The 1,068-nt window shown below is 59.9% G+C and carries 1 protein-coding gene; it reads left to right on the top strand.

Features of this window, described 5'->3' with window-relative positions:
- Positions 1 to 43: 43 nt before the first annotated feature.
- The coding region (locus B3Y70_RS04185; RefSeq protein ID WP_288589246.1) for an inorganic phosphate transporter at positions 44 to 1,068 on the top strand (1,025 nt) is incomplete at its 3' end.

The raw sequence follows: 1,068 nt of genomic DNA, 5'->3' as shown, positions 1-1,068 counted from the left end.
TGCCGAAACCCCTTCTGTCCACAAGACAAGAGAATCAATTGGTATGGCCCGTTCCAGCAGCTTTCTGGATAACCTTCTCACCAGCCCCTCCACGGAACGGTACAGGGTCGGACTTAGCGTACTTTTCCTTCTTTGTGTCTGGCTTGTGGTTGGCTCCTTCAGCCAGGGCCTGCCTAACGCCATGTTATTGATGGCCGCCGCCGTTATCGGGGGCTACATGGCGATCAATATCGGGGCCAACGATGTGGCCAATAATGTCGGTCCGGCGGTGGGCTCCGGCGCCTTGTCACTGGGGGCAGCCGTTCTTCTTGCCGCGGTATTCGAGGCGGCCGGCGCGCTGATCGCCGGTGGCGATGTAGTGTCGACCATCAAGGGTGGAATAATTGATCCGACTAGCCTGGAAGATCCGCGCGCTTTTGTCTGGCTAATGACGGCGGCCCTGCTGGCGGGCGCCCTGTGGCTGAACCTGGCCACCTGGATGGGCGCGCCGGTTTCAACCACCCACTCAATCGTTGGCGGTGTCCTGGGGGCCGGTATTGCGGCTGGTGGCTGGACCATTGCCGATTGGGCGGTGATGGGCAAAATTGCTGCAAGCTGGGTGATCTCACCGGTGCTGGGCGGTGCCCTGGCGGCGCTGTTCCTGTTCGCAATCAAGAAAACCGTACTGTACCGCCAGAATCTGGTGTCCTCTGCCCGTACCTTTGTGCCCTGGCTGGTGGCGATTATGGCCTGGGCCTTTGCCACCTATCTGATGATCAAGGGCGTCAAGAAGATCGTCAAAGTGGATATGGTGGAAGCCTCGGTGATCGGCCTGATTGTGGCGGGGGTAGTGTTTTTCGTGATGCGGACCCTGGTGGGCCGCAAAGCCTCGACCATGGAAAACAGTGCGCAGGGGGTGAATACCCTGTTCACCTGGCCGTTGATCTTCGCCGCGGCCCTGCTGAGCTTTGCCCACGGCGCCAACGACGTGGCCAATGCCATTGGCCCTTTGGCGGCCATCAATGATGCCATTCAGGCCGGTGGTGGTGTGGTTACCTCAGCGAAGATCCCGCTTTGGGTGATGCTGGT

This window comes from Marinobacter sp. UBA5687 (assembly GCF_002420325.1).
Lineage (GTDB): Bacteria > Pseudomonadota > Gammaproteobacteria > Pseudomonadales > Oleiphilaceae > Marinobacter > Marinobacter nauticus.
This window is presented reverse-complemented; position numbering and strand designations above follow the sequence as displayed.